This is a genomic window from Enterobacter cloacae complex sp. 370H10 (assembly GCF_050031535.1).
Taxonomy (GTDB): domain Bacteria; phylum Pseudomonadota; class Gammaproteobacteria; order Enterobacterales; family Enterobacteriaceae; genus Enterobacter; species Enterobacter intestinihominis.
The window spans coordinates 2,735,281-2,755,568 of the sequence record NZ_JBLGWG010000001.1; the positions used below are offsets into that span (position 1 = coordinate 2,735,281).

General features: G+C 56.2%; 17 protein-coding genes. All 17 read right to left on the reverse strand.

Annotation, left to right across the window (positions count from 1 at the left end; all coding sequences use genetic code 11):
• Nucleotides 1–60: 60 nt before the first annotated feature.
• The 17 genes from ACQG2Q_RS13460 to ACQG2Q_RS13540 all read right to left on the reverse strand — a co-directional run bounded on the left by ACQG2Q_RS13460 (nucleotide 61) and on the right by ACQG2Q_RS13540 (nucleotide 20,253).
• Complete coding sequence (locus ACQG2Q_RS13460) at nucleotides 61–573, reverse strand: hypothetical protein (RefSeq protein WP_046619505.1); 513 nt, start codon at nucleotides 571–573, stop codon at nucleotides 61–63.
• Nucleotides 554–3,094, reverse strand: a complete 2,541-nt coding sequence (locus ACQG2Q_RS13465; RefSeq protein WP_063849136.1) for a type VI secretion system Vgr family protein — start codon at nucleotides 3,092–3,094, stop codon at nucleotides 554–556. The genes ACQG2Q_RS13460 and ACQG2Q_RS13465 overlap by 20 nt, the downstream gene beginning before the upstream one ends.
• 84 nt (nucleotides 3,095–3,178) lie before the next feature.
• Nucleotides 3,179–3,595 carry a hypothetical protein gene (locus ACQG2Q_RS13470; RefSeq protein WP_233156191.1) on the reverse strand — a complete coding sequence of 139 codons (417 nt, stop codon included), beginning with the start codon at nucleotides 3,593–3,595 and terminating at the stop codon, nucleotides 3,179–3,181.
• Between the two features lie 52 nt (nucleotides 3,596–3,647).
• Nucleotides 3,648–4,409: an ankyrin repeat domain-containing protein gene (locus ACQG2Q_RS13475; protein WP_074169579.1), complete on the reverse strand. Its 762-nt coding sequence runs from the start codon at nucleotides 4,407–4,409 to the stop codon at nucleotides 3,648–3,650.
• A complete protein-coding gene (locus ACQG2Q_RS13480) occupies nucleotides 4,406–5,872 on the reverse strand; it encodes a hypothetical protein (RefSeq protein ID WP_038416227.1) in 1,467 nt (488 codons plus the stop codon). Before ACQG2Q_RS13480 ends, ACQG2Q_RS13475 begins: the two co-directional genes overlap by 4 nt.
• Before the next feature lie 25 nt (nucleotides 5,873–5,897).
• Nucleotides 5,898–7,331, reverse strand: coding sequence for a serine/threonine protein kinase (locus tag ACQG2Q_RS13485; RefSeq protein ID WP_063849138.1), 1,434 nt, complete (start codon nucleotides 7,329–7,331; stop codon nucleotides 5,898–5,900).
• A gap of 24 nt (nucleotides 7,332–7,355) precedes the next feature.
• Nucleotides 7,356–9,971 carry a type VI secretion system ATPase TssH gene (tssH, locus tag ACQG2Q_RS13490; protein ID WP_063849139.1) on the reverse strand — a complete coding sequence of 872 codons (2,616 nt, stop codon included), beginning with the start codon at nucleotides 9,969–9,971 and terminating at the stop codon, nucleotides 7,356–7,358.
• Nucleotides 9,972–10,009: 38 nt separating this feature from the next.
• A complete protein-coding gene (gene tssG / locus ACQG2Q_RS13495) occupies nucleotides 10,010–11,053 on the reverse strand; it encodes a type VI secretion system baseplate subunit TssG (RefSeq protein WP_426759204.1) in 1,044 nt (347 codons plus the stop codon).
• Nucleotides 11,050–12,921, reverse strand: a complete 1,872-nt coding sequence (tssF, locus tag ACQG2Q_RS13500; protein ID WP_426759206.1) for a type VI secretion system baseplate subunit TssF — start codon at nucleotides 12,919–12,921, stop codon at nucleotides 11,050–11,052. The genes tssG and tssF overlap by 4 nt, the downstream gene beginning before the upstream one ends.
• 2 nt (nucleotides 12,922–12,923) lie before the next feature.
• The gene (tssE, locus tag ACQG2Q_RS13505) at nucleotides 12,924–13,487 is read right to left on the reverse strand and encodes a type VI secretion system baseplate subunit TssE (RefSeq protein ID WP_063849141.1); all 564 of its coding nucleotides are present in this window, start codon (nucleotides 13,485–13,487) and stop codon (nucleotides 12,924–12,926) included.
• Nucleotides 13,480–14,292: a type VI secretion system accessory protein TagJ gene (locus ACQG2Q_RS13510; protein ID WP_063849142.1), complete on the reverse strand. Its 813-nt coding sequence runs from the start codon at nucleotides 14,290–14,292 to the stop codon at nucleotides 13,480–13,482. Before ACQG2Q_RS13510 ends, tssE begins: the two co-directional genes overlap by 8 nt.
• Nucleotides 14,293–14,301: 9 nt before the next feature.
• Nucleotides 14,302–15,288 carry a hypothetical protein gene (locus tag ACQG2Q_RS13515; protein WP_022651409.1) on the reverse strand — a complete coding sequence of 329 codons (987 nt, stop codon included), beginning with the start codon at nucleotides 15,286–15,288 and terminating at the stop codon, nucleotides 14,302–14,304.
• 16 nt (nucleotides 15,289–15,304) lie between these two features.
• A complete protein-coding gene (locus tag ACQG2Q_RS13520; RefSeq protein WP_022648406.1) occupies nucleotides 15,305–16,102 on the reverse strand; it encodes a PP2C family protein-serine/threonine phosphatase in 798 nt (265 codons plus the stop codon).
• A complete protein-coding gene (gene tagH, locus ACQG2Q_RS13525; protein WP_032624080.1) occupies nucleotides 16,099–17,874 on the reverse strand; it encodes a type VI secretion system-associated FHA domain protein TagH in 1,776 nt (591 codons plus the stop codon). Before tagH ends, ACQG2Q_RS13520 begins: the two co-directional genes overlap by 4 nt.
• Before the next feature lie 511 nt (nucleotides 17,875–18,385).
• Nucleotides 18,386–19,375, reverse strand: coding sequence for a hypothetical protein (locus ACQG2Q_RS13530; RefSeq protein WP_063849143.1), 990 nt, complete (start codon nucleotides 19,373–19,375; stop codon nucleotides 18,386–18,388).
• Between the two features lie 45 nt (nucleotides 19,376–19,420).
• Nucleotides 19,421–19,774 carry a T6SS amidase immunity protein Tai4 family protein gene (locus tag ACQG2Q_RS13535; RefSeq protein ID WP_038416232.1) on the reverse strand — a complete coding sequence of 118 codons (354 nt, stop codon included), beginning with the start codon at nucleotides 19,772–19,774 and terminating at the stop codon, nucleotides 19,421–19,423.
• The gene (locus ACQG2Q_RS13540) at nucleotides 19,771–20,253 is read right to left on the reverse strand and encodes a type VI secretion system amidase effector protein Tae4 (protein WP_023300327.1); all 483 of its coding nucleotides are present in this window, start codon (nucleotides 20,251–20,253) and stop codon (nucleotides 19,771–19,773) included. Before ACQG2Q_RS13540 ends, ACQG2Q_RS13535 begins: the two co-directional genes overlap by 4 nt.
• Between the last annotated feature and the right edge of the window lie 35 nt (nucleotides 20,254–20,288).

The following is a 20,288-nucleotide window of genomic DNA, read 5'->3' on the forward strand; positions in this document are numbered from 1 at the left end:
CTGGATAAATATTATGCTACTCACCACTCTAAAAAGCGGTGAGTAATGAAATAAGCATTTTTAGTCAGCGCTAATAGCGACCCCACCCAAGCAGTCAGTTTTTTTTACTGTGAAACTGAAGCTTACTTTTTGTCCATTCATATCCTTTGGCGCTGTATAACTGGTCACTTCGTTCTCCGAACGGCCTCGTGGATAATCAGTTAACGTCAGTTGCGGATAATGTTTTTTAACCGTGTCGAGAGTGATGCACTGGCCGGACGGTGAAAAATTCAGTAACGGTGCCATACCTTCACTTTCTTTGCTTAAACGTAAATCAATTGCAGTAATGTTCGTTCCATCCGCCAGTTGGATATCGTCGGCATTGTAGAAATTGATATATTCATTCTGTTTCGTTAGCTTGAATGACAACGGAGCGTTATCCAGACTGTTAACGGACAACGTTTTGAGTGATGCGCTCATTTCTGCAATGAACTGCCAAAGATCCTGTTTTTGCATGTTACCTCCTGCCATTCCCGTCGTTAATAAAGCCGCAAGCACCGCACCCGTTTTTATACTATGGATAATTTTTATCATACCAACCGCCATAATAATCTTCGTAATATTGCCCTGTGGTAGACGTTTGTTCGCCTTTGCCAAAGATACGGCCTATCTGCGTACGCGCTTCACTTTCCTTTATAGCCCCGCGTTCGAGAGAATCGTAGATTCGATTATATTGTGACTGATTTGCCGGATTGCCTGCAATACCTATATCCCCTCCCTTATTGGCCAGGATTTCACGCTGCACCCGGATATTATTCAGTGTTGCAGCGCCTTCATCACTAAGTGCACTGTTCAGGTAGGCATCGCGCGATGAAACATCAATGTTAGGTTCATATAACGCGTGGCCACTTTCATGCGACAGAGACTGAACAACAGCCTTCGGATTACCAAGCTCATTTTTATCAACGGTAATAACTCGCGTTTGACGATTAGCAAACGTTCCCTTGCCTGCTTCACCCTCTTCGAATGTCCAGCCTCGTTTCTTTAAAGTCGCAAAGTCATTTTTCATGGTTGGTGATTTGTCTACAAGACCATCCACATCCTTACCATATCCGCTTGAAGGCACACCTGATGATGGGGGTGTTGCAGTTTTAGAGGTTTCGGCAGGCGCGCTTGCAGCCGCACCTGCCTTACTCTCCTTTCCCGGCGCAAACTTCTCCTGCACCGCCGCATCAATATCCCCTTTATGCCCCGATCCCGGTGCCGTTGTGCCCGGCTTGGTTCCCGAGGTATTCAGATGCAGCTTACCACCCGTGGTGATATAACCATCCCCTTCCACGAAAAAGTTAAACTCTTTGCCAATCAGGTTAATTTTGCCGTTAGCGTTAAGCTCAATAGCACTCTCACCCGAGACCAGCCGCAGCTTGGTCCCGGAAGCAATGACATACTGCTCTACCGCTGCATCCAGCTTGCCTTTTCCCGTCAGGATCTCGGTTCCGCCTTTCACGGCCTGGATCTGGTTCGCTTCAACACGATGCAGCTCATTTTTCTTCACGTAATGGCTGCGTGCGCCCCCGACGCTGTGCGTTTCATCATTTTTAACGCTGGTGTCCATATTACGCTCAGCCTGGATCCACACCTGCTCTGCGCCCGCCTTGTCCTCAAAGCGCAGGGCGTTGGCGTTGTCCACTGAACCGTCTTTCGTGCGGCTCATAAAGCCCATCTGCGTTGCCGCAGCCGGCAGCGCCCACGGCGGCATGCTGGCTTCGTTATACACGCGGCCGGTGATAATCGGTCGGTCCGGGTCACCGTTGATAAAGTCCACCACCACCTCATCGCCCACGCGCGGGATTTGCACCCCGCCGTAGCCCTGGCCCGCCCAGGCGCTGGAGACACGCACCCAGCAGGAACTGGTGTCGTCACCCTTCGCCAGACGGTCCCAGTGGAACTTCACCTTCACGCGGCCATATTTGTCCGTCCAGATACTCTCCCCCTGCGGCCCCACGACTTTCGCCGTCTGCGGGCCGTAGGTCCGCGGCCACGCCGTGCTCTGCGCCGGACGGTACGACACCGACGCCGGGATAACGGTGAAATCGGTGCGGTGAATGGTTTCACCTTCGCCGCTGGCGTAGCGGTTCTCCTCGAAGTGATACCCCGCCGCCGTCACCAGATACTCGCCGTTATCGCTGAAGAATGGCGCGTTGGTCAGGGTAAAGATGTGGCCCGGCGCAATGCCCGCCGCCGTGGCCGTCGCCTGAATCTGCTGATGCTCCACCTGCCAGCGCTCCTGACGGATACGGGCGTAGAACTCCGCATGGCCTGTCTCCACAAAGCGGCCCGGCCAGTCATACACGTTGATGCTGCCCGGTTTCGGTGACGCCGGGTTCTGCTGGGCCTGGAACAGCCACGCGTTCGGCTTGCGGAAGTCGTAGTCGTCGAGGCTGTAAATCCCCGGCGTCACGCTGTCCTCCAGCGCCCACTGGCTGATGCCCTCTTCATCCGTACTGCCGCCGGACGGCGTCTGATGGTAAGGAATGACCTCATAGCCGCTGAACGGCTGATGCTGCGTCGCGGCGTCGGTCAGTACCAGGGTGTGCTTGTCCGCCTCGTGGCTGAAGTGATACGCAATCCCCTCCAGCTCCATCAGGCGGCTGATGAAGTCCAGGCTCGACTCCTGATACTGCACGCAGTAGTCCCACACCCGGTAGCTGCCGGTGAGTTTGTCTTCGAGGTTAACCTGATGCTCACCCAGCAGGGTTTTCACAATCTGCGGTACCGTCTGGCCCTGGAAAATCCGCAGGTTACGGTCGCGCTTCATCGGCCACAGGTCCGGCTCTACAGTCAGCTGGTAGACCGCATAGCGGGTGCCCGTCAGCTCCACGGCGCTCACCGCCACGCGCGTCACCTTGCCGTTGATATAGCGGGGGGTAAGCAGGTTCTGGGTGGGGATGGTCACCGTGACCGGCTGACCGAGCAGCCTGCTGCGGTCAATGCGCGCATCCGTGCCGAGCAGGGTCAGCGTCAGCGCGAACGACTCCGACATCGCCTCACGGCCGGAGAGTTTCCAGAAAAGCAGCCCCTCAACCGGGAGCTGAACGGTAATTCGGTTGAGCATAATCTTTATTCCGTAATGGTTTATGCTGAGAGTATTTTTAACGAAATGCTTTTTTAAACGTGAATGTTCTGGTTGTTGGCCGTCTTACTCTTTAACTGGGGGCCTTTCCCCTTCATATTTATAAATGCACAGGGAATAGATTTTCAGAAACTCTGACAAAAAGAACAAAAAGCCATTTAGCCAGACATTCATCACGCCCGTGAAACTTAACACCAGGGGAAAAAGGGAAACTGAGTAGCGAAATCCAACCAGACGCAGTATTTCCTGGCAGAGTGCCAGTCTGCTCGCGTATAAATTCCGGGCGAAGAAGCACCATGCTGAGGCAATAAAAGAGAGCAACAACAAGAAATCGAGAATAAAGAAAAGAATAACCAGAGCGCTATACCCACCAGCAGACAGCGTGTTCACAACCGTACTGAAGGCGTGTATATCGGAAATAAAAGGGATCCTGTCATGTCGCACGGACTGGGCACAATAGAGCACAATGGCCAGGGCATCCATGCATCCCCAGAAAATGAAAACCTTATCTCTGACTTTCATGGCCGTTAAGCAATTACTTAACGGGCTGAGGTGGCCATTCGCCCCCCTTCTGGATGAGCTTCTCTTTAATTTCGTTTAATTTCTCGTATTGCTCACTGCCTCGGTCAAGTCCATTCAGCGCGTCCGCGAGCGCATTGCTCATCGACCAGCCATTTTTGGCCTTAATTGACGGATCCGCTCCCCGATCGAGCAGCAACAAGACATGATCGTAAGCCTGGTTATCCAGCGCATCAAACACCAGCGTTTTACCCAGTGAGTTGGTTGAGTTGACGTCAGCACCGCGATCGAGCATGGCTTCCAGCGTCTCTGTATTTTTCGCTTTAAGCGACTGGAAGACGATCGGTTCGTGGAAAACCTTATCTTTCACGTTGGGTGAGAGGCCACCGTCCAACATCGCGTCGATCCAGTCCGCACTGTCTCCCTTTAGGGCAAATTCAGCAGGACTGCTTTTTCCCTGCGGTCGAGGCTGGAGCGGATCTGCGCCATCCTTAACTAGCAACGTAATCACCTTTAAATGGCTCGACGTTTTTTTATCATTAATTGCGTTGCCAAGGGCCCAGAAAAGGAGGGTCATATCCTGCTTTCCTGGTTGATTAAGGTCGCTGTCTGGCGCAAGCGTCTTCACCGCATCGACGTCGCCTTCCTCAATCGCTTTCGCCAGTTCAAGCTGCTGGCCGCTGAAGTAGTCCTGTGGATTAAGGTCCATATCCTGCTTACACCCCTGAATCATGAATAAAAAACATAACGCGACAAAAGCCATCAACCCTTTTTTCACAATCGACTCCCGATTATCGAAATATCCTCATCCTTCTGTTGCTCTATGCAATCAATCGCTTGATTAATTCCGTGGCGGTCCAGCGCGCTTCCGGTTCCACCGGGAAGATCATGGGGTATTCCGGCAGCATTAGGGCTCAGCGCAGAGATTTCCTCTTTGAGGATCCACGAAGGGACATGCCCTTTCATCGTTTTCAGATCTTCCCAGGGGTTAACTTCCTGAATCTTCGTCAGCAGTTCACCTTCAACCCGATACGCCTGGATATTATCCGTACTGCCTAATATCTTACCGCCGTATTTTTCTACGGTTCCGGCATTGAGGCCGGCGGCGTTAAACGTCCACCCCGCTTTCCCGCTGCCCATAGAGGTTGCAGAGGCGAGACCACCGCCAAGGGAATGACCGGCAATATCAATATTCTGCCCTGACCTTGCCAGCTCCTTACCGATACTCACGGCCTTTTTATAATAATCTGAAGCCATACCCATGCCCTGTGAGAAGTTATTCGACCAGTCAGCCCCGTTTACCACCGGCGCCAGTTCCCCTTTGGTCAGTAGAGAGGAGACATTCTCAGACAGAGAGGCGAAACCAGGCTCGCGCGATCCCCTGAATACCAGCGTGGGGTTCATATCTGCACCAAACACTTCCGGCTTCGGTTGATAGACGCGCGCCAGAAAATTGGGGGACGTATCATCGTCAAAGAGCATGGATTTGTTCAGCCCGAACTTTCCTAACAGCGCATCGTCATTACTGATATCTGTCCATCCCTCCGGCACGCCCGGTGTGGTTTCCAGCGGGTTCACGGTCTTATAAATATTTTCCGCAAGCTTCGCTTTTTCCACCGCGATATTATTCGCTGCCAGACGTTTCGCGGCGATCTGGGCATCCGGATAAAGGCTATTGCTCCCCTTCGCAATCAGATCCTTACGCGCCTGCCAGCGTTCTGCTTTGGTCATCTTCTGAAGCTGCCCGGCATAGGTTTTACCGTCCTTGCCGGGAGTAGGTTCATCCGGCACCTGTGCCGTTTTAGATTTCACTACCTGTTTTGGCAGTACCGTTGGCGCAGGGCGAGATCCGTACGTTCTCACCATGGTTTCGTAGCGGTCAACAATCGTACTCACCGGATACCAGCCCAGGCCGACCAGCGAGGCAGCCTGGAGTTGCCCTTTGGCGTTGATATAAAAAATTTCCGTTACTGATGACCAGTCACGAAAACTTTCGTCAATGGCAACCACTCTGCCCATCTCTAAATCCTGCGCGATCAGCGTGCGGGTATTGCGCCCGGACTGATAAGGATTCGCACCGGTGATCGTGCGCAGCAGATCGTAGCGCGTGAAGAGCGAGCGCAGCGAATGGTCGGGAACCGACATAATCCACTGTCCGGCAACGGACGGGCGGATTATTTTCGCAAACAGCGCTGGCGAGACGTTCTCGTGGAACAGATAGACAAACTTGATGTTATACATTCGCTCCGTCCTGTTACCCGCAGGCTTACGGATTCACCAGCCAGGTGCCTGGCTTCGCAATATCCAGCGTCTGGGTACGCGTTCTTCCATTGCCTTCCAGTTCAATGCGGGTCTCGCCCGCAGGCAGTTTCAGCGATGCGTAACCGTTATTCCCCGGACGCAGCGCTTTCGGCTCGCCGTTCACCTTCAGCGTCTCGCCATCAAGCATGCGGATATAGACCAGCGCGACCGGGCTGGCGTCGACAGGCGACGCACTCTGCTGCGCCGTAGCAGGTGGCGCTACCGGCTCGCTCACGTCGGCCGTTGCTGGTCTGGTTTCCGCTGCGGCGGAGGTTTCAGCCGGAGGGCTCACGGCAGGGGTTTGCGCCGTCTGCGCTGGCGTTTCGTGGCTGCCGCCGCCGAACAGCATCGCACCGGCAACCACCCCAACCAGCACGCCCGCGGCCACCAGCCCCGGAAGCTTGTAACGTCGCCAGTCCAGCGCGGAAGCAGATGTCTCCTCTTCCACCGGCACCAGCATTGTGCCGGTCTTCTTCGCGGTCAGCACCTCGTCGATACCGGCGACGGGCATCTCGATCAGCGCCGCAAACTCTTCGATGGATTGCGGACGGTCTTCCATATGCAGCGCCAGCGCCTTGTCGATGGCCTGAAGCAGCGGAATGGAATACCCCTGCGGCACCAGTTCCACCAGTGGTTTGCAGGTGTCCTGAATCGAACGCACCACGCTGACCGGCGGCGGAGAGCCGACGATGAGGGTGCGCAATACGGCGCCGAGCGCGTAGATATCCGTCCACGGCCCCTGCTCGCTTTCATTGTCGTCGGTATACTGCTCGATAGGCGCAAAACCCGGACGCAGCATGGTTTCCGTCTCATCCGAGAGATTACCGATGGTGCGGCGCGCCGATCCGAAATCGAGCAGCACCGGCAGGCCGTTATCCTGAATCTGAATGTTATCCAGCGAGATGTCGCGGTGCAGGTAGCCCTCATCGTGGATCGTTTTGATGGCGCCGAAGAGCATTGGCAGCATGCGGCGGATCCACGCCTCGTTAATCAGCTCCGGTTTCTCTTCGCGCAGACGCGATAGCGTGGTGCCGCTGTAAAACAGCGTCCCCATATAGGCCGTGTCGTTTTGCACCCAGAAGCGCAGCACGTGCAGCAGGTTCGGGTGGTTAAAGCGCGCCAGCAGGCGGGCTTCCTGGATGAAGCTGTTCAGACCGGCAGAAAACGCTTTGCCGAAGCGCTCGCTGCGCAGCACCAGCGTCATATCCTCGCCGCGCACGGCGAGGGAGGAAGGCATAAACTCTTTGATAGCGATAGTGCGTTCGAGCTGGTGATCCCAGGCGCGATAGACGATGCCGAATCCGCCGCCGCCAATCACCTCTTTTATCTCAAACTCATTGAAACGGTACCCGACCGGGAGCGCGTTTGGGACAGTCCGATTGTTATCATTATCCGTCATCTTTTACAGTTCTCTTGATGATTATTACGCGGCAAACTGACAGTGGAACTCGCCCTGCTCGCAGGTGACATGCAGACGTCGGTATTGCTCGTCGCTGCGGCTGGCGGTAAGTAAAATCTGGCTCATCTGAGGCAGCAACGTATTGGTCAGAATCGCATCCACCATACGCCCGCCCGACTCAACCTCGGTACAGCGCTGAACAATCTGTTCGACCACGCTGTCGTCAAATTCAGAAATAATATTGTGATTCTCTTCCAGACGACGCTGAATGCGCCTGAGCTGAAGACGCACAATCTGCCCCAGCATCTCGTCGCTCAGAGGGTAATACGGCACCACCAGCAGGCGGCCCAGCAGCGCAGGTGGGAACACCTCCAGCAGCGGCTGGCGCAGGGCGCCGCTTAACGCGACAGGATCCGGCATCAGTTCCGGGTCGGCACACATGGCTGCGATCAGCTCGGTACCGACATTAGAGGTCAGAATAATAATGGTGTTACGGAAATCAATGTGACGCCCTTCGCCGTCCTCCATCCAGCCCTTGTCGAAGACCTGGAAGAAGATCTCGTGCACGTCCGGGTGCGCTTTTTCAATTTCGTCCAGCAGCACCACGCTGTAGGGACGGCGGCGCACGGCCTCGGTTAAGACGCCGCCTTCACCATAGCCCACATAGCCCGGAGGCGCACCTTTTAACGTCGAAACGGTGTGCGCTTCCTGGAATTCACTCATGTTGATGGTAATGACGTTCTGCTCGCCGCCGTAAAGCGACTCCGCCAGCGCCAGCGCGGTTTCGGTTTTGCCCACGCCGGACGGCCCGCAGAGCATAAATACGCCGACCGGTTTGTTCGGATCGTCAAGCTTCGCCCGCGAGGTTTTTACCCGACGGGCAATCAGATCCAGACCGTGACGCTGACCAATAACCCGCTGGTTCAGCGTATCAGCCAGGTTCAGCACCGCGTCGATCTCATTTTTCACCATCCGGCCCAGCGGGATCCCGGTCCAGTCCGAAACCACCGCAGCCACCACGTTTTCATCGACCGCGGCAAACAGCAGCGGTTCGTCACCCTGTAAGGTCTTCAGCGCCTGCTGCTGTTCTGTCAGCTGGCCGCGCAGTTCAGCCGTATCCTCATCACTCGCCGCAAACAGTGCGGCACGCAGACGGATAATTTCCTGCACCCGCGTGCGCTCTTCTTCCCAGCGACGAGCCAGGGCCTCGCGTTGGGTTTCGAATGCGTCACGTTCGGCGCTTAATGTCGCCACGCGCGCCGGATCGCCCGCCCCCACGCGCGCTTCACGTTCGGCAATCTCCAGCTCCACGTCCAGGGCCGCCAGATGACGCAGGCAGTCTTCCAGCTGGGCAGGCGGCGCGCTCTGGCTGACGGCCACGCGCGCGCAGGCGGTATCCAGCAGCGCCACCGCTTTATCCGGCAGCTGACGCGCAGGAATATAGCGATGCGACAGTTTCACCGCCGCGCTGACCGCTTCGTCGAGGAGTAAAACCTGATGATGAGTTTCCAGCGGCGACACGGTGCTGCGCAGCATCAATACAGCTTTCGCTTCATCCGGCTCGTGAACCTGTACGGTCTGGAAACGGCGGGTCAGCGCCGGATCTTTCTCAATGTATTTTTTGTATTCCGCCCAGGTGGTCGCGCCGATGGTGCGCAGTTGCCCACGCGCCAGGGCAGGCTTGAGCAGGTTAGCGGCATCACCGGTACCCTGCTGGCCGCCAGCGCCAATCAGGGTGTGGATCTCATCGATAAACAGAATAATCGGCGTGGCGCTGGACTGCACCTCGTTAATCAGCGCCTGGAGGCGCGCCTCAAATTCCCCTTTCATGCCCGCTCCGGCCTGAAGCATGCCGATATCCAGCAGCCACAGCTGAACGTTTTGCAGCGGCTCAGGCACGTCGCCGTCAGCGATACGCAGCGCCAGCCCTTCCACCACCGCCGTTTTCCCGACGCCAGCTTCCCCGGTCAGCAGGGGGTTGTTCTGGCGACGACGCATCAGAATATCGACCATCTGGCGGATCTCTTCATCGCGCCCCACCACCGGGTCAATTTTCCCATCCCGGGCGCGCGCCGTCAGATCCTGACCATACTGCGCCAGCGTGCCCTGCGCAGCCGGTACTGCCCCGGCAGCTGCGTCCGCAGCGGCGGCGGCCTGCTGGCTCTCTTTGCTGCTGGCGCAAATAGCGTCGAACTGCTCGATCAGCACCTCGACGTTAAGACGGGTGAACTGCGCCGAAATACTTTTCAGCACGTTAGCCAGATTCCACGTTTTCAGTATGCCGATCAACAAATGGCCGCCGCGGATGCGGCTGACGCCAAACTTCAGCGAGCCGTAGACCCAGGCGCGCTCGACGGCGCTGTCGATATGCTCGGAAAGATCAGAGACGGAACTCGCGCCACGCGGCAGGGCATCCAGAGCCGCCACGATATCGCGCGTCAGCTGCTGTTCATCAAGGGCGAAGTGACGGATGACCTGTTGCAGATCGCCATCCTGCTGCTGCATCAGCTGATGCAGCCAGTGCACCAGCTCAACGTACGGGTTGCCGCGCAGCTTACAGAAGGCAGTCGCGCTTTCCAGAGAGGTAAATAACAGCGTATCCAGTTTGCCGAAAAGCACGGCACGGCTAATTTCTGACATGTTAGTTTCCATTAACAATGATTCGGTATACGGAAGGATTATCGCTCTGCGCGATACACCAGATCGCCACGCGGAACAGGCTGAGGCTGAAGGCCCAGCCAGGTGTTGTACCCTAATCGCCCGGCGCTGCCGAGCGTGGTGCCCTGCACCGCATCGGCGCGCAGGATCACCCGTGTTTCCCATTCAAATTCCACTCCGGCGTACTGTCGCACCCAGTCGCGCAGCTCGGTGACCCACCCTTCGCCCGGCAGAAAACGGTTGTATTCGTCAGCGCTCAACGGGCCAATCTCAAGACGAAATTTATGCTGCACGTCGCGTACCGCAATGCCAAGAAAAGCGGACTCCCCCATGCGCGGCAGGCGACGCCCCTCACCCAGCTGTGCCTGCTCCCGCGTTGAGAGCGGCATCCACTGCGGTACATTGGCCACCAACCTGACCGGAATGTTGAAATAGTTGCGCAGGATCTTCTCCAGCCCTTCCGGGTCCCGCCCGTGGCGGGTCAGGTGCCCGGCGTGAGTAAAGCGGGCATGCGGGCTCAGGCTGCCTTTCGACATCTGGCCGGGCTGACCCATGCCAATCAGCGATGCAAGATACCCTTCGAAGCGCCTGTTGTCGTCGCGATCCAGTGAAACGGCAGGCTGCGCGTCCGCCCAGGCGCGGTAAAACAGCAGCGTCAGGCGGTGGTGAAAGAGGTCGGCAAACGCGCTGAGGCTGTGATCCTGATGATGATGAATACGCTCGCGGGCATACTCGGTCATGTGTACCGGCAGCGGGCCGTTAGGACCAAACAGGCCGAAGCTCAGAATGGAAACCTCATGCAGTCCGTTCTCTTCCCGCTGCCGGACCTCGGCAACCGTTGACGGCGCAAACCCCATTGAAGGCTGCTGACCAATACGCAGCGGCTCAAATTTAGGCAGCGGCGCGCGCCCCAGCGGGTAACGTTCACCGCCCTGGGCATCAATACGTCTTAACAGCTGAAACAGATCGTAGCGCCACGGCGTCTCGAACACTCCGCGCCAGAACGCATCGGGCAGCGGCGTCAGGCGATGCACGCGCAGCGTTGCAGGGGCAACTTCACTCATACCAGCGCCCTTTTACCCATGCGCGGCGCCCAGTAGCCGATTTCGCCGCGCTGCTGGCTCTTGAGCGTGAACTCCGTAAAGCTGTTGATGGAGACCAGGCGGGCAAAAAGGCGTTCCAGCACGCTGCCGAAAAGCCACGGGCTGGCACCGGAAAAGGCGCGTTCGTCCACCGTCAGGGTGATGCCGATCCCGCGGGCGAACACCACCGGGCCGGGTTCCGGCACGCGGCGGTGCACCGGCTCCAGCACGCAGTGACGAACGCCATCCACCTGACGGGCAACCGGCGTCTCGGCGAGGTTAGCGTACAGCCCTAACAGCTGACGCAGCGCGGCAGCGCCCTCTTCGTTTTCGCTGTCCATCAGGCTGAGGTAGTTCATTTGCAGCTGGCTGATGAGCCGCCAGGTACTGAACCCTTCCGCCAGCGCCGGACGCGGCGGCGTCGGGCCTTTACGCAGGGTTAACGCCTTCACCGGCATGGAGTCGGCCATAATAAACTGCCCAAGCTCCTGCTGGAGCATCAGCGGCACGTCGCGGCTGGTACACAGCACCTCGGCGGAAATGTAGCGCAAATTCTCCTGCCACGGCGCGTGCTGCGCATCCACCAGCGAGACGAAGACCTCCGAGCCGATATAGCCCGTACGGGTGCCGTAGCGCAGCGCGTGTTCAGAGAGGACGCGCTGTTCACGGCGCAGGGAAAAATAGGCGCCGTAGTTGCCCGCGTCTCCGCTCCAGGTACTCCAGAACGGACGAAACGTCTGGTCGTCCCGCTGACCATCCGCACTGGCATAGATTTTTTTCACAGCATAAATTTCATAATCCAGCGGGCGGATGTTATCCACCACCAGATGGTATTCATGCTGGCTTTCGCTCAGCTTCTGCCGGGCCGCCACTTTCGGGAACAGGTTGATCACCGGGGTACAGTGCAGCGCCATGTGGCTGGCATCCACCACGCGCTCCAGCTGAGCGTCGCTCTTGTCGAGCAGAATGAAGATATCAAACGCTTTTTCGTCTTCGCAGCGCTGGATCAGCTTGCCCAGCCCGCTCAGGCTGATGAAGCGAAAACGCGCCGGGAACGCAAAGTACTCCTGCAACAGGCGATAGCCGTCGAAGTTACGCAGATCGTCCGGGAGCAGCGCTTGATCCGCATCAAAGCCTTCCTGACGCAGGGCGTCAGACGACAGCAGCTGGCGCTGGGGCTGCTTGCTGACCGTCTGGCAGACAATACCCGCGTGGTGCTCCATCACCAGCTCCAGCAGCTTCAGCGCCTCGATGTCCGGGCCGCTTAAGAAGAACTCCAGGCGGTCAAAATCCAGGTGCCCAAGATGCTGCGGGCCATCGCAGGCAATGCGGATCCGTAAGGCGCTGCTGATCCCCCGCTGGCTCAGGCCGAGCTGGGCCAGCGGCAGATCGGCGGGAACGCCGCCCAGCTCGATCCGCTCAATTTTTAACGGCAGCAGGTTGACCTCGTGCGCCGTGGTATAGCTGCACGTAACGCCGGTTTTTTTCAGCGCCAGGCTGTCCATCATGGTGCCGCGCGGCACAATAAAGCCTTTGCTCAGGTCGCCCCGGCTGCTGTCGGGCTGAATTTCAGCGATCGCCATCGACGGCGTAGGCGCCAGATAATTTGGCGCAATCATCTCCAGCATACGCTGTGAAAAGCGTGGAAATTCGGCGTCCATTTTCATCTGCACGCGGGAGGTCAGGAAGGCGAAACCTTCCATCAGGCGCTCAATGTACGGATCCGCCACTTCGATGCCGCGCATGCCGAGCCGCCCCGCCACTTTTGGGTAGCGTTCGGCGAACTCCGCGCCCATCTCGCGCAGATAGGCCAGTTCACGGTTGTAATATTCGAGCAGTTTGCTTTCCATAATTACCCCGCATCCTTCAGTTCAAAATGGCCGTTCTCAAGATCGACGTCGGTGCGAAAGAGAAACTCCAGCGGATACGGTACGCACCACAGGCGGCCTTTGATTTCGATAGACAGCACGTTGTGCAGATCTAATGAGGAGGTATCGGACACGCAGCGAACCTGAAGCCCCTGCGGCAGGATCCGCGGTTCAAAGTTAATAATCGCTTCGGTGAGCTTGCGCTGAATGTCGTGCCATTCGATATCGGACATTCTTTTCCCCGCCAGCGGCGCCACGCCAAAGTTAACGACGGAACGGCTCACCTGCGTCAGACCACTCAGATCGCTGGAGGCATCGTGGTTAATGGTGTTAAACAACCACTGTAAATCCCGCAGGACGTTACGACGCAGCGCGGCGTGGGTAATCAGATTACTGTTGGCGGACTCGCGTTTTTTTTCCGGATCGTTATCCGTCAGGCGATCCAGCAGTGACGACTGCATTTTGTCGCGCGCCCCCACTTTCTCCTGCCTGCTGCGGGCCTGCCAGCCGCTGCGCAGCAGATCGCCTTCGCCAGCGGGATTACTCATCCGCGCCATCCGCGGCGAACGTCACCAGGCTCAGGGTGAGCAGCGGGCTTTCGCTTTGCTCGCTCAGCCAGGCTTTCTGCCCCATGCCTTCATACAGGGTGCCGTCATCGTCGAGTGGAAGCCACTCGGTGGTGCGCCCCAGCTTAACGCTGTCTGGCGCTCCGTCATCAAACGGATAACGCGCCGGGATCTGACACACCTGCTCGGTGCCGTCCGTGAGGCGGACCAGCGCATGACTCCACACCAGATCGGTCACGCTGGCCGGAGCCTGAAAACGGATCGTGTCGATGGCGCAGAACGGCACCCAGAAATAGCGGCCGTTGACCAGGGTTTCACACACCGGCCCCAGACGGGCATCGCCGTCCATCAGCCATTCAAAGGTGTGGCTCTCTTCATTCTCCAGCGTGACCTGCCCGCGGCTTGCCGGGGCCTGTTCGAGTGCCGCCAGGCGCAGCGTTTGCGCATGCCCTGCGCTTTCGCTCAGCGCCTGGGCTAACGTCGTCAGCCACGGCCACTGCGCCTCGGGCATTGCCGGTCGTACCTCTCCCGCGAACGCGCGCGCCCGCTGCTGTTCACCCTGAATGGCCTGCTCCAGCAGCGTTACGGTTGGTTTTGCCTGCGGCTTCAGCGCCAGCCAGCTTTTCAGCTGGGTCAGGGCGCGCGCCCAGTTGCCGCTGAGGATCAGAAACTGCACAAACGCGGCGCGCAGATCGGCATCCGCCGGACGAGCTTTGATTTCGGCTTCCAGGCGAAGCAGCGCGTCGCTAATCGACTCACCCGCCAGACGTTGATAAAGCGTATTCATAGCCCCTCCTTAATTCGCCGCGCGCCAGGCGCCCACAGCCGGATCGCGTAGCTGCGGACGCAGCGTGTCAATCAGAACAACATTCAGCTCCGCGCCCGGTGCAACCCATGCGCTCCAGATCTTCTTCACCTCTGCGATACGCGCCTGGAGTCTGGCGTCGTCGCTGGCGATCTCACGGGTGATTTCCACCGCCACCGTGCCGTTGCTCTTCCAGCCGTTCAGGGTGCTGTCGTACGGCAGGATCATCCAGCTCTGATCGCTGTTCGGGGTGCTGAAGACCATGCGCTCTTTGTTGACGGAGGTAATCAGCGCCTTTTCAGGATCGACCGCGTTGTTCAGTCCCATCACCGGGAAGCCGTGAATGTAGGTGACCGGAATCGCTTTCTGCGTCCCGTTACGATTCTGCGTCACCACGGTGTGGCCGCTGAGCCAGCTGCCGTTGCCGCAGCGAGTGGTGTCGGAATCGGGAATAAACAGCGCTGGCGCGGAGGAACCGCCCTCCCAGAAGGTGCGCAGGTGGCAACCGTCCTGAAGGGTGAACTCCTGCCATGGCGTACGATCTGCCGCCACGGTGTGCGTCTCCGGATTCTGGTCAGGCGGTAGCAGCGCGCCTGAGGTGGTGGTCGTTGCCGCCGCCGTTTCCTGCTGTTTCACCACCAGCGCCCAGTCCTGCGCTTTAGCCGCTGTGCCCCGGGCAAGCGTCGTGCCTTCCGGATCGTTAAGCGTCCAGTTCAGGGTATTCAGTTTGCTACACTGGTGCTCCAGCAGCGAGCCAAGGCGCGGCACGAAGTTTTCCAGCACCGAAACCTCTTTCTTGCCGTTCGCCACGATACGCAGCGCCACGTCCGCCTTACACCAACTTTGCGGGGTATTGTCTTTAATGTTGTCGATCCAGATATCCAGCTTCTGCGCAGGAGACTGCACGATGCGGAAGTTTTCAGCCTGTGCGGTGGTCGCCACCGTCAGAAGAGCCAAACCCGATAGCCAAAGTTTCATATCAATCCTTGTGTGTCTAATCAGTTCCGCAGGGAAGAAATTGTGCTGCGTCAGAGAGCGTATGCAGCAAAGTGGTGTCCTGAGGGTTGCCCATCCACACCGCCACGGCGGTATAGTTATCCTGAGCTTTGCCCTCCTGTTCAGCATTCTTTTGAATGATTTGGTTCATCAAGGTCAGCCACTCCTGTGGCGTATTGACCATGTGCAGCGACTGTTTCATCTGCTCTTCGCTGACGCCGTGCCAGAAACCGTCGGTGCAGAGTAAAAACGCATCACCGTCTTCAACCTGCACGACATCGCTGTAGCTCGCTTCCGGTCCGCCATTCTCAATACCCAGCGCCAGATACAGCAGGTTGCTGTTGAGATCGTCGGTCTGATGCCCGGCATCTTTCATCTGCTGCACCAGGCTGTGGTCGGTGGTGACGTGCCACAGCCAGCCGCGGCGAAACAGGTACAGGCGGCTGTCTCCAGCGTGCGCCCAGTAAGCCAGACGGTAATCCCTGTCGATAAACAGGCTGACCAGCGTGGTACCCATCCGGCGATAGTCCTGCACGGCCTGTTGTTCGCTGAGGATGGTGCGGTTCGCCGTTTGGACGTAGTCACGAATATGCTGCGCATTCAGGTGCTTGTCGCCATCAAAGCGGGAAATAATGCTATTGCGGGCCAGCTCAGCGGCCACTTCGCCGCCCGGCAGGCCCGCAATGCCGTCACAGACGACAAAGCAGGCTGAACGTTCCCCGATGGTTTCTCCCGTCTGATCCTGGTTGCTGGCGCGCGTCCCCTGGCGGGAGAGAGAAGCCGTTGCGATATTCATTTTTCTTCCGATCCGCTTTGTGAGTCTTTGTACTGATTGACCTCCATGTCATAGGCATGGAGGAAGGCTTCGCCAAACAGGGTATGGAAGTCGTCCTCGATCTCGCCCGCCGTCTCGCCATAGCTGCGAACAAAATAATCCCACAGCGCGGCTTTACGGCTGCCCGGCAGCGCCAGGCGTGACGTCATTCCGTTCTGTTTCGCCTGCTCTTCCAGCTGTTCCGGGTTAAAGGATTGCAGCATGGCGGCGATAATGGCGCGGATACCGGAGATCATCCCCAACTGGTGCGCCTGCAGATCGATCAGCGCATCACGCACCGATTTGGTCGGCGGCATAAAGCCCGGCATCGGCGTGCCGAACATCTGGATCAGGACCGTTTTACCGGTTGGCAGCAGCTTGAACGGGTTGTTGGCATCGTCAAGCACCATGGTCATATCGGCCTTCACCCCGCGCTTGAGAATGGAGCGCGAGGAGAGCAGCGCCACGGTTCCCTGCGAGAACATGCCCAGGATCTGCCCCAACTGACGCATATTTTCCCGGTCAAACTGCGGCACCGGCTGCATTTCGCTCAGGCCCATGCCCTCCAGCAGCGCCTCCAGCAGTTCGCCCTGAAGCACCTCGCCCCGCTCGCCGGTCTGCGCTGAGGCAGCAGGCGATGCAGCGTTTTTAACCGGGTCGATACGCAGGCGGCCTTTCGGTGCCTGCGCGTTGCTGCGCGCCACGGCCTGCGGCGTTGGCATGGTGAAGCCAGCGTAATCGGGACGCGCGGGCTCTTCTTCCGCGCGCGGCGCGTCCTGTGGTTCAGTCGGTTCCGGATCGAACAGCGGTGAACTGGCCAGCGCATCCTCTTCCTGTGCGGCTTGCGCTTCAGGCTTTGGCTCCGGCTTATCAGCCACGATTTCATCCGGATGGGTTAACGGCGCGCCGCCCATCAGGCCAAGGGGGTCATCGTGACGCGCGGCAGGCGCGCTCGCCGACCCGCCAAACAGGGCTAACGGATCGAGTTCATCCGACGCCTCTTCCTTTGGCTGGGCAGGTTTGCTTTCGTCCGGCTGTACCAGCGTTGAAGGGGTGACATCGTCAAAGATGCTCTCTTTTTTAAACAACGCTTCATCGCTGAACAGCGTGTCCGGGTCCACGTTTTTACGTTCAAGCGACGGATCGGCATCGTTGAACATCGCCAGCGGGTCTTCGGCATTCCGCTCCGGGGCCGCAGGCTGGGAGAACGGGTCGTGGGAGGCCGCGGGCTGTGGCTTTGCCCGATTGCTGGAGATGCTGTCGGAGATGGAGAACTCCTGCATCAGGCTGTCCCAGATTTCCGACGGCACGGCCGTAGGTTCAGCTTTTCCGCGAGGCGCGGCGCTGGCCGGTTTCGGTTGTGCCGCCGGAGCAGGTGTCGCCGCTGGGCGCGCCTGCTGCATGCTGGCCGCCATGCGGCTTACGGGCTGGGTGTCATGAATGAGTTCGCTGACTTCAATGCGATAATCATCAATACCGAGAATATCCCCATCCTGAAGCTCAACCTGACGCCCACGCTCCAGCGGAATATCATTCAATACCACGCGGGTGACGCTGCCGCGGTTCGTGACGCGACATTCGCCGCTGGCGTCGACGTGAACGATGGCCTGCAAACGCGAGATAGTGCGGTCATTGTCCGGCAGCACCAGATTGTTATCCGTACCGCGCCCAATGGTGCCGCCCGGGGCATAAAAATCACAGCTGCTTTGCGGCGGCTGATGACCGGGTTTCGTAGAAATAATCGTGAATCGCATGGCGTATTCCTGCTGGTATGATTAGCGCTCAAACGCTGCCGCTCTCGGGGGTGAAAACGGCGGGGTTTGGGGGTTAATTCAGAAAGGCATCATTTAAATTTCAGAATAGGATTACATATTATTAACGATGGAAAGAATTAACAGCACTAAAAATATAATAGTGGCAATAATGATTTTTCTTCTGTACGACTTAACCCATGATAACTCAAAGGCAGACAAAATTTCATTGCACGACTGTGGCTCAAGCCAACGACACTCAGTGAGTCTCACACGCTTACCCTGTAAGATCCGTGATAAAATTGTGGTGAGAAAACCAAACCCCCAGAATCCAAGATTTTGCCAGGTTTGATAATCTTCTTTTTTGAGCAACTGTTGATTTGTGAATATCGAATATATTTGGTTAACCTGGCGATGTTTTTTCCGATAGTCTATATAAAATGAAATAACCAGGATTATAAAGGCAGCAAAAAGACATATAATAACAGCAGAGTAAATATTATTAAAAATCACTTTATTCTCCGCTAAAAATTAAGTTATTGAGCTGTTCTCCTGCAAACCCACCGATTTGTGTTCCACCCGCAGCCCCGACTGCACCAACCACTAAACCACAGATGAGTGTTCCTGTCCCCGCTGTGGGTACACCTAATGCAAGACAAATGGGAGCCGCCAGGGATGAGCCTAATGCAGCACCAGCGACACCACCTCCAAATTTGCTATATTCAGTCACTGCAATCCTGCTGCACTCATTTTCTCTTCCAGTGGTGCAGGCATGATAAACTTCGTTAGACGTGTTCACAAAAGAAAAACCTAAAGCAACCCATCCGCCTGCTTTCAGATAAGAGGTGATTTTGGCAGTTCTGTCAATATATGTTGAGTAACCTGGGATTGCGCCAATCCCAACAGTACTCCATTCATGGACAATTGATTTCGTGGAAAGCCCTAATGCTCTCTTAAGATCCGCATAATCTTTAAACTTAAGCTGTTTTTTAGTTATTTTATTTAACAAGGGTTTCAATTGTGCGAAAAGCGCATTGCGCTCAGCATAAAACTGTTGGCCGAAAAGCGCACCTTGTGTTCTGTACTGATTTTGATAGGTAGCTTCAATTTTAATTAAAATATTTTCTATTTGCTTAAAATATGACTCACCAGCACCACTCACACCACCGACGATTGTATCGCCCCAGCCTGTTATGGCTTTTATATTATCATAATTATTTTTCAAAAATTCAGCAGTGTCCACGTCCAAAGTCGCAAGCGCGTTGGTTACCTTCTTTTTCGCAATGGCTAAACTATTAATCTGCTGTGTTTGATTATCGCTACGTGGATCAGCGACAATTAATATTTGTCCAGGCTTGAGCCACGCAGTGTCTTTATTCAATTGCATAAAATACTCGGATTTTTCATTGCGCACATTGCCAAATAGCTGTCTTGCCTGAAAATCCAGAGTGCCGGGTTGCTGAACAACACAGTAACCTGGAGCAACGTTTGACGGACTTGCCATGGAAACTCCTTGTATTCTTTTTAATTTTTAGCTTTTGCAGAAGATTTATTTTTGCACACTGAGTTGGCGAATCGCATCGCTATGGGAAATTAGGCTGCACTTTAAAACCTCATAGTTTACCGGTGCTGTACCACCTAGCTTCTGTTTCAGTAAGGTGTTAATAACCTCGTCGGCCTTTTCGAAATTCTCGGCAGGCAGGTTACTGGCTTCCAGCCATGCTGCGGCGCTTGCCTTTGCATCATTTTTCAGTGTCGTACTATCCGCAATCTTTCCGATACAGCGATTTTGCACCCAGTTTTCAAAAATCTGTTGCTGAGAAAAGGTATTAACGTCCGGCAGAGTTTGGGCGAAGGTATATGAGGTATTCAACGCCAGCACGAAAGCGAGTAAATGTTTCATTTCAGGCTCCAGAGCGTAGCGCTGCCGGGAATAAACGAACCATTACCGGGAGAACCCAGAAAATGGCAATCATCGGAGCAAATATTCCCATTCCAGAGCGTGACATGTCCAGTGGCATCGCTCCAGCCATGACCGGTAAAGATGATAATGCCTTGCTTACCTGCAAATTGGCCTGGTGTTGGAGACGTCACCGTCAGATCTGCATTACCCAGTACAGTTGGCAGAAAAGCAATCATATCCTTTACGCGATACATGTAACGTTTTTTATCACTCCCCGTAACCGTCGCATATCTACTGTTGGCGGGAATTGGAACTCCACAATAATTTAAAACGTAGCTCATACGAATGGGGCATGCATTTTGAAAAATTCCGGCTTCGATATTGTGCTGGACTTTTCCACCCAATAATTTACCCACCGTCTCGACATTGACATTAACTTCTCTGAATCTGTTCCAGGCGGCACCAAAAGCAGGACGCATAAGTATTTTCCCTTTTAAAAAGCACAGGATAAAGT